Below are 6826 nucleotides of genomic sequence, written 5' to 3' on the forward strand. Positions count from 1 at the left end.
GCAGTGATAGCTTGTTTGATAGGTTTGAAAGTGGTGAGCGTGCTATCCTGGTCCACGTTGATTTCCCAGCCGAAATCGATCGTGAAGATCTCTCTGAGTTAAAACTTCTTGTGTCATCCGCCGGGGTGGAAACCCTTGGTGTGGTGACAGCATCGCGTAGCACCCCAAGTTCCCGATATTTTGTTGGCTCAGGCAAAGCAGAAGAAATTGCTGATCACGTTAAACTGCTAGACGCCAATATTGTCATTTTTAATCACAGCTTAAGCCCAACGCAGGAACGTAACTTAGAAAAGTTATGCCAATGCCGTGTGCTTGACCGTACCGGTTTGATTCTTGATATTTTTGCACAGCGTGCACGTACCCATGAGGGTAAGTTGCAAGTAGAGTTGGCTCAGTTGCGGCATATTTCGACGCGATTAGTGCGTGGTTGGACCCACTTGGAGCGCCAAAAGGGTGGTATCGGTTTACGAGGCCCCGGTGAAACCCAGCTTGAAACTGACCGACGCCTTATTCGTGGCCGTATCAAAAACATTCTTGGGCGCTTGGAAAAAGTGCAAAAGCAGCGCGAACAAGGGCGCCGCGCGCGGCAGCGTGCTGAAATTCCAACAGTATCATTGGTTGGTTATACCAACGCGGGTAAATCAACCTTGTTTAACAAAATTACTGAGTCCCATGTGTACGCTGCCGATCAGCTATTTGCGACACTTGATCCAACTCTGCGGAAGCTGGAGCTTGCTGATGTAGGCTCAATTATTTTGGCTGACACCGTTGGCTTTATTCGGCACTTACCACATGAGCTTGTTGCAGCATTTAAAGCCACGTTGCAGGAAACGCAAGAGGCAGATTTATTGCTTCATGTCATTGATGTGGCCGATGAGCGTCAAGCAGAAAACATGCATCAAGTGCAGGAAGTACTGCATGAAATTGGCGCCGACGAAGTACCGCAACTGCTTATCTGTAATAAGATTGATAAACTGGATGACGGGCTTGCGCGTATAGATACCGATGACCAAGGGATGCCGATTCGAGTATGGCTGTCAGCACAGTCAGGAGCCGGAATAGATTTGTTACAACAAGCGTTAGTGCAACGCTTGCGCCCACAGATGGTTGACGTATCCTTACGAATTCCACCCTCAATGGGTAAGTTACGTGGTAAGCTTTACGCCATGAAGAGTGTTACAGCAGAAGAAACCCGTGAAGACGGGCAGCTTGCATTGAAAGTTAGAATGTCAGCTGTTGACTGGCAACGATTAAGCAAACATGTCGCCAAAGAGTATGGCGATGCGTTGCAAGGATTTGTAGAATAGCTGTAACAAATTAACAATAATGTATTTATAAACCACCCAGAGTTGGAGTAATCAATGGCCTGGAATCAACCGGGAAACGGCAATAACAATGACCGTGATCCATGGAAAAATCAAGGCGGCCGCGATCAAGGCCCGCCCGATCTCGATGAAGCGATTCGTAACTTGCTTGGCAAGTTAGGTCTTGGCGGAAACAAAGGCAAAGGCGGTGACGGCAACAAGAGCAGTGGTGGGTTCCCATCACGTGGTTTTGGCGTTATCGCGATTTTAATCGTAGTTATCTGGTTTATTGCCGGTTTCTATACGGTTAAAGAAGCCGAACGAGGCGTTGTATTGCGTTTTGGTCAATACCACAATTTGGTCGAGTCTGGCCTGCATTGGCGTCCATTTTTTGTCGATTCTGTCGAAACTGTCGACGTGAGCAACGTACAACAGTTCCAGTCTGAAGGTTTTATGTTGACCCAAGACGAAAACGTGGTGCACGTAGAGCTTGACGTTCAGTATCGTATCGTGAATCCGCGCGACTACTTGTTCGCGGTAGAAAACGCAGATCGTAGTTTAGCGCAAGCAACCGATAGCGCATTGCGCTACGTTGTTGGCCACACGACCATGGATGAGGTGTTAACCGTGGGCCGTGAGAATGTCCGTCAAAACACGCTTGAGCTATTGGAAAATGTTATTGCACCTTACCAATTAGGTATTCAAGTTGTGGATATTAACTTGTTGCCAGCACGCCCACCAGAAGCCGTTAAAGACGCTTTTGATGACGCTATTTCGGCGCAAGAAGATGAGCAACGTTTCATTCGTGAAGCTGAAGCCTATGCACGACAAGTTGAACCGCTGGCTCGTGGACAGGTTCGCCGTGTTCTGCAGGAAGCGCAGGCTTATCGTGAACAAGTTGTGTTAAAAGCTCAAGGTGAGGTAGCCCGTTTTAAGGAGCTGTTGCCGCAATATGAAGCAGCACCAGTTGTGACGCGTGAACGGTTATACATTGAGACATTAGAAAAACTCTACAGCAACACCGCTAAAATTATGGTGGATGTAGAAGGCAGCAACAACATGATGTATTTGCCGCTGGACAAAATTCTTGAGAAGCAGCGCGGTTCGGTAGAACCTGTGCGCAGCGAAGCGTCGAGTACTAATTCACGTCCGACGCAGAGCTCAAGTAATATTCCAAATGGTAACTCGTCGCGCAGTAATACCAATGACACTAGCGTTCGCACTAGCGATCGCTTTAACGATGGCCGGGGGTAAACGATGAAAAACTTTATAGCAGTATTAGTTATCGTCGCTGTGGTGCTCGGCTTCTCTTCAATTTTTGTTGTAAAAGAAGGCCAACGCGCCATCGTGGTTCAGTTTGGTAAAGTATTGCGTGATGCGGACACCGGTGAAGCGACTGTTTATACACCGGGTTTGCACTTCAAATTACCGTTTATCGAAGATGTTAAGCGCCTTGACGCACGTTTTAAAACGCTTGATGGGAATCCGGACCGTTTCGTAACCAGCGAGAAGAAAGACTTAATCGTTGATACGTATGTGAAATGGCGAATCTCTGATTTTGCAACGTACTATTTGTCGACCAATGGTGGTAACCAAGCTCAAGCAGAAGCATTGTTAACACGTCGAGTTAGCAGTGGTTTACGAGCTGAGTTCGGTAGCCGTACCATCAAAGAAATTGTTTCTGGCGAGCGTGACAACTTAATGCGTGAAGCGCTAATTCGCGGTGCTGATAGTGCCCAAGAATTAGGTATCGAAGTAATTGACGTGCGGGTGATGCAAATCAACTTGCCAACCGAAGTCAGCCAGTCGATATTCCAGCGTATGCGTGCTGAGCGTCAAGCGGTTGCCATGGAGCACCGTTCTGAGGGTCGTGAGCAGGCAGAATTTATTCGTGCTGATGTTGATGCACGTGTAACGGTTATGCTTGCAGACGCTGAGCGTGAGTCACGCGAACTACGTGGTCAAGGTGATGCTGCGGCAGCAGGAATTTATGCTGATGCGTACAGCAAAGACCCCGAGTTTTTCTCATTCATTCGTAGCTTACAAGCTTATGAAAAGAGCTTTGCGACTGGCAACGATGTGCTGGTGCTTGAACCGGAAAGTGATTTCTTTAAATATTTGAAGAACTCAACAGCAACCAATTAAAAGCTCGTTATTGATTGCTAATAAAAACCCGCGGTTGTGCCGCGGGTTTTTTGTATATAGTCTTCTAAAAAAGTCCAATGAGTAACAAACAGATGTCTTATAAAAATCATTACAGCCGCTATCTCGCTGAGCATCCAAATGCGCTGCACTGTGCGCCGCACAGCCACCACTATTGGCCTGATGTAACGCGCGATGCTCAACTGCAATATTGGGACGACAGTGCCCGTGGTGTGGATCACAAGTGGGACATCATTTTCGGCGAACGTGTACCGTCGGTGCAGCAGTTGTTATCGAAGCTCCTGAATCACCCTTACCCCGAGCAATTTGTATTTGCGAGTAATACGCATGAATTACTGTATCGGGTGATTACCAGCTTTGACCCAAAGCAGCCGCTACGTGTGTTGAGCACTGACAGCGAGTTTCATAGTTTTGCCCGCCAGATAAAGCGGCTGCAAGAGCGTAAAAATGTCGAGCTAATAACCGTGCCAACCGAACCTTATGAAACGTTCCCGCGGCGCTGGTTGGCAGCAATTGAACAAGGCACGTTTGACCTAATATTTACCAGCCAAGTTTTTTACAATTCCGGTGTATTGGCACCGGACTTAAGTACTTGGATTGACGAAGTACCTGCCGCCACGCAAATCATTGTGGATGGCTACCACGGTTGCGGCGCAATACCGACCGATTTGAGTTCTTATGCTAACCGTATTTTTTATTTGGCTGGCGCCTATAAATACCTTCAGGCTGGAGAGGGCTGTTGTTTTATGGCGGTTCCTAAAGGCTGCCAGCTGCGTCCAGAGTACACGGGCTGGTTTGCTGATTTTGCAAACCTCGCTAAGCCACAAGCTGGAACGGTAAGCTACGCTGACGACGGCATGCGCTTTGCCGGTGCGACGATGGATTTTTCAGCGCTGTACCGGCTCGAGAGTGTTTTACTATGGTGGCAGCGAGATGCGTTGACGGTAGCTGGCATGCATCGCTATGTGCAACAGTTGCAAACCGAATTTCTTGTGGTGTTGGATGAACTTAACCACCCACAGATTAATCGAACGCATTTATTGGCCGAGAATCTTGCCCATCATGGTCACTTTCTTACCTTTAAACTTAAAAACGCTCAAATTGTTGAGGAGTTGGCGGGCCGTTTGCGTGCCGCAGGTGTCGAAACTGATTATCGAGGGGAACGATTGCGTTTTGGATTTGCAATTTATCACGATGCGGCGGACTACCAACGCTTAAAAAATGCATTGAGTCGCGACTGATCGGGCTACCGTCGCTGCCAAATACCTGTTAAAATCGCCGCCTGTTTTTTCAACAGTAACCGCTGGTAACGAGATCATGGGTAAAAATGTAGTAATTCTAGGCACACAATGGGGTGACGAAGGTAAAGGCAAAATCGTTGATTTGCTGACAGATAAAGCGTCACTTGTGGTTCGCTATCAAGGCGGACACAACGCAGGTCACACCTTAGTGATTGACGGTGAAAAAACCGTATTACACCTTATCCCATCAGGTATTTTACGTGACAACGTGAAATGCGTTATCGGTAATGGCGTGGTGCTATCTCCAGAAGCGCTAATGGAAGAAATGGCCATGCTAGAAAAGCGTGGTGTTCCAGTACGCGAGCGTTTGCTTATTAGCGAAGCCTGCCCACTGATCTTGCCTTACCACATTGCACTTGACCAAGCGCGCGAGATTGCTCGGGGTGCTAAAGCTATAGGTACTACAGGGCGCGGTATTGGTCCAGCGTATGAAGACAAAGTAGCGCGCCGAGGCTTACGTGTAGGTGACTTATTTAACTTCGCACGGTTTGAAGAAAAATTGCGTGAAGTGGTCGAATTCCATAACTTCACTTTGGTGAATTACTACAAAGTCGAAGCGGTAAATGTTGAAGACGTTTTGAATTACTGCCGTGAAATTGCCGGCCAGTTAAAAGATATGATCGCAGACATTCCAACCTTGCTTGATGATGCTCGTAAGGCTGGTCAGCACATCATGTTTGAGGGCGCTCAAGGCACCTTGTTAGACATCGACCATGGTACCTATCCGTATGTGACGTCGTCGAATACGACTGCCGGTGGTGTATCTACTGGCGCGGGTTTTGGTCCGCGTTATATCGACTATGTACTGGGTATCGTAAAAGCGTACACCACGCGTGTCGGTAGCGGCCCGTTCCCAACTGAACTGGAATGTGAAGTTGGCCAACACTTAGGTGTTAAAGGGCATGAGTTTGGCGCCACAACAGGGCGCAAACGCCGTACGGGCTGGTTTGATGCGGTAGCCGCACGTCGTGCAGTGCAGATCAACTCTGTCAGCGGCTTCTGTTTGACCAAGCTTGATGTATTAGACGGTTTAGATGAACTGAAGATTTGTGTGGGCTACAAGCTGCCAAACGGTGACGTGGTAAATTACCCACCTATGGCCGCTGAAGACTACGAAACAGTAGAGCCAATTTATGAGTCAATGCCAGGTTGGCAAGACAGCACAGTGGGCATCACTGAGCATAAAGATTTGCCAACTGCAGCGATGGCTTATATCAAGCGAATCGAAGTTTTAACTGGCGTTCCTGTGGACATTATTTCAACAGGCCCAGACCGTGGCGAAACCATTATTTTGCGTCATCCGTTCGCAAATTAACCAAACGGACCAAGAAACCTAAAAAAATTGGTATTTACTATTGCATCATCAAAATCGATACAATAGAATGCGCTCCACCTAACCGGGGTGCCGGCATAGCTCAGTTGGTAGAGCAACTGACTTGTAATCAGTAGGTCCCGAGTTCGACTCTTGGTGCCGGCACCAACTCAAAATATGGTTATGGAGGGGTTCCCGAGCGGTCAAAGGGATCAGACTGTAAATCTGACGGCTCAGCCTTCGCAGGTTCGAATCCTGCCCCCTCCACCATTTTTGCATTATCTGTAGAATGCGGTGAGTCCAGAATGGTTTGAGGTGGCCCGATTCAAGGCATGCGGGTATCGTATAATGGCTATTACCTCAGCCTTCCAAGCTGATGATGTGGGTTCGATTCCCACTACCCGCTCCAATAATCTGTATTCGTGCTGATATAGCTCAGTTGGTAGAGCGCACCCTTGGTAAGGGTGAGGTCGGCGGTTCAAATCCGCCTATCAGCACCACTTATCCGGTCCAACTCTTCCCTTGTCTCGCTAAATTCGGCATAATTGTCGGTTAATGATTTTCAATTGTTGGTGTTTAACCACCGTACGTTGTCCAAAAAGAGGCTGTCATGGCAAAAGAAAAATTTGAACGTTCCAAACCGCACGTTAACGTAGGTACAATCGGCCACGTTGACCACGGTAAAACTACTCTGACCGCTGCGATCACCACGGTATTGGCGAAAACCTACGGTGGTTCAGCACGTG

At 48.0% G+C, this 6826-nt stretch carries 6 protein-coding genes and 4 tRNA genes; all 10 read left to right on the forward strand.

What is annotated here, in order from left to right:
• The first annotated feature begins 11 nt into the window (after window positions 1-11).
• On the forward strand, window positions 12-1307 hold the full coding sequence (hflX, locus tag ACN0UY_RS08270) for a ribosome rescue GTPase HflX (protein WP_417666206.1): 1296 nt from the start codon (window positions 12-14) through the stop codon (window positions 1305-1307).
• A gap of 54 nt (window positions 1308-1361) precedes the next feature.
• Window positions 1362-2558 (forward strand): FtsH protease activity modulator HflK, encoded by a 1197-nt coding sequence (hflK, locus tag ACN0UY_RS08275; protein ID WP_417666207.1) that lies wholly within the window; start codon window positions 1362-1364, stop codon window positions 2556-2558.
• Window positions 2559-2561: 3 nt separating this feature from the next.
• Window positions 2562-3449: a protease modulator HflC gene (gene hflC, locus ACN0UY_RS08280; RefSeq protein ID WP_128352229.1), complete on the forward strand. Its 888-nt coding sequence runs from the start codon at window positions 2562-2564 to the stop codon at window positions 3447-3449.
• 92 nt (window positions 3450-3541) lie between these two features.
• Window positions 3542-4708 (forward strand): selenocysteine lyase, encoded by a 1167-nt coding sequence (locus ACN0UY_RS08285; RefSeq protein ID WP_417666208.1) that lies wholly within the window; start codon window positions 3542-3544, stop codon window positions 4706-4708.
• Window positions 4709-4784: 76 nt separating this feature from the next.
• The gene (locus tag ACN0UY_RS08290) at window positions 4785-6083 is read left to right on the forward strand and encodes an adenylosuccinate synthase (RefSeq protein ID WP_417666209.1); all 1299 of its coding nucleotides are present in this window, start codon (window positions 4785-4787) and stop codon (window positions 6081-6083) included.
• Between the two features lie 89 nt (window positions 6084-6172).
• Window positions 6173-6248, forward strand: a tRNA-Thr gene (locus tag ACN0UY_RS08295).
• 17 nt (window positions 6249-6265) lie between these two features.
• Window positions 6266-6350 (forward strand) — tRNA-Tyr (locus tag ACN0UY_RS08300).
• 64 nt (window positions 6351-6414) lie between these two features.
• A tRNA-Gly gene (locus ACN0UY_RS08305) sits at window positions 6415-6489 on the forward strand.
• Window positions 6490-6504: 15 nt separating this feature from the next.
• A tRNA-Thr gene (locus ACN0UY_RS08310) sits at window positions 6505-6580 on the forward strand.
• A 110-nt stretch (window positions 6581-6690) separates the two neighbouring features.
• On the forward strand, window positions 6691-6826 hold a 136-nt coding region (locus tag ACN0UY_RS08315), incomplete at its 3' end, for a GTP-binding protein (protein ID WP_417666218.1).

It is taken from the genome of Pseudidiomarina sp., from assembly GCF_048268165.1.
Classification (GTDB): domain Bacteria; phylum Pseudomonadota; class Gammaproteobacteria; order Enterobacterales; family Alteromonadaceae; genus Pseudidiomarina.

Coding starts and splice junctions, on each gene's coding strand:
- hflK (WP_417666207.1), top strand. CDS start 1,362: ATGGCCTGGAATCAACCGGGAAACGGCAATAACAATGACCGTGATCCA.
- ACN0UY_RS08285 (WP_417666208.1), top strand. CDS start 3,542: ATGTCTTATAAAAATCATTACAGCCGCTATCTCGCTGAGCATCCAAAT.
- hflC (WP_128352229.1), top strand. CDS start 2,562: ATGAAAAACTTTATAGCAGTATTAGTTATCGTCGCTGTGGTGCTCGGC.
- ACN0UY_RS08290 (WP_417666209.1), top strand. CDS start 4,785: ATGGGTAAAAATGTAGTAATTCTAGGCACACAATGGGGTGACGAAGGT.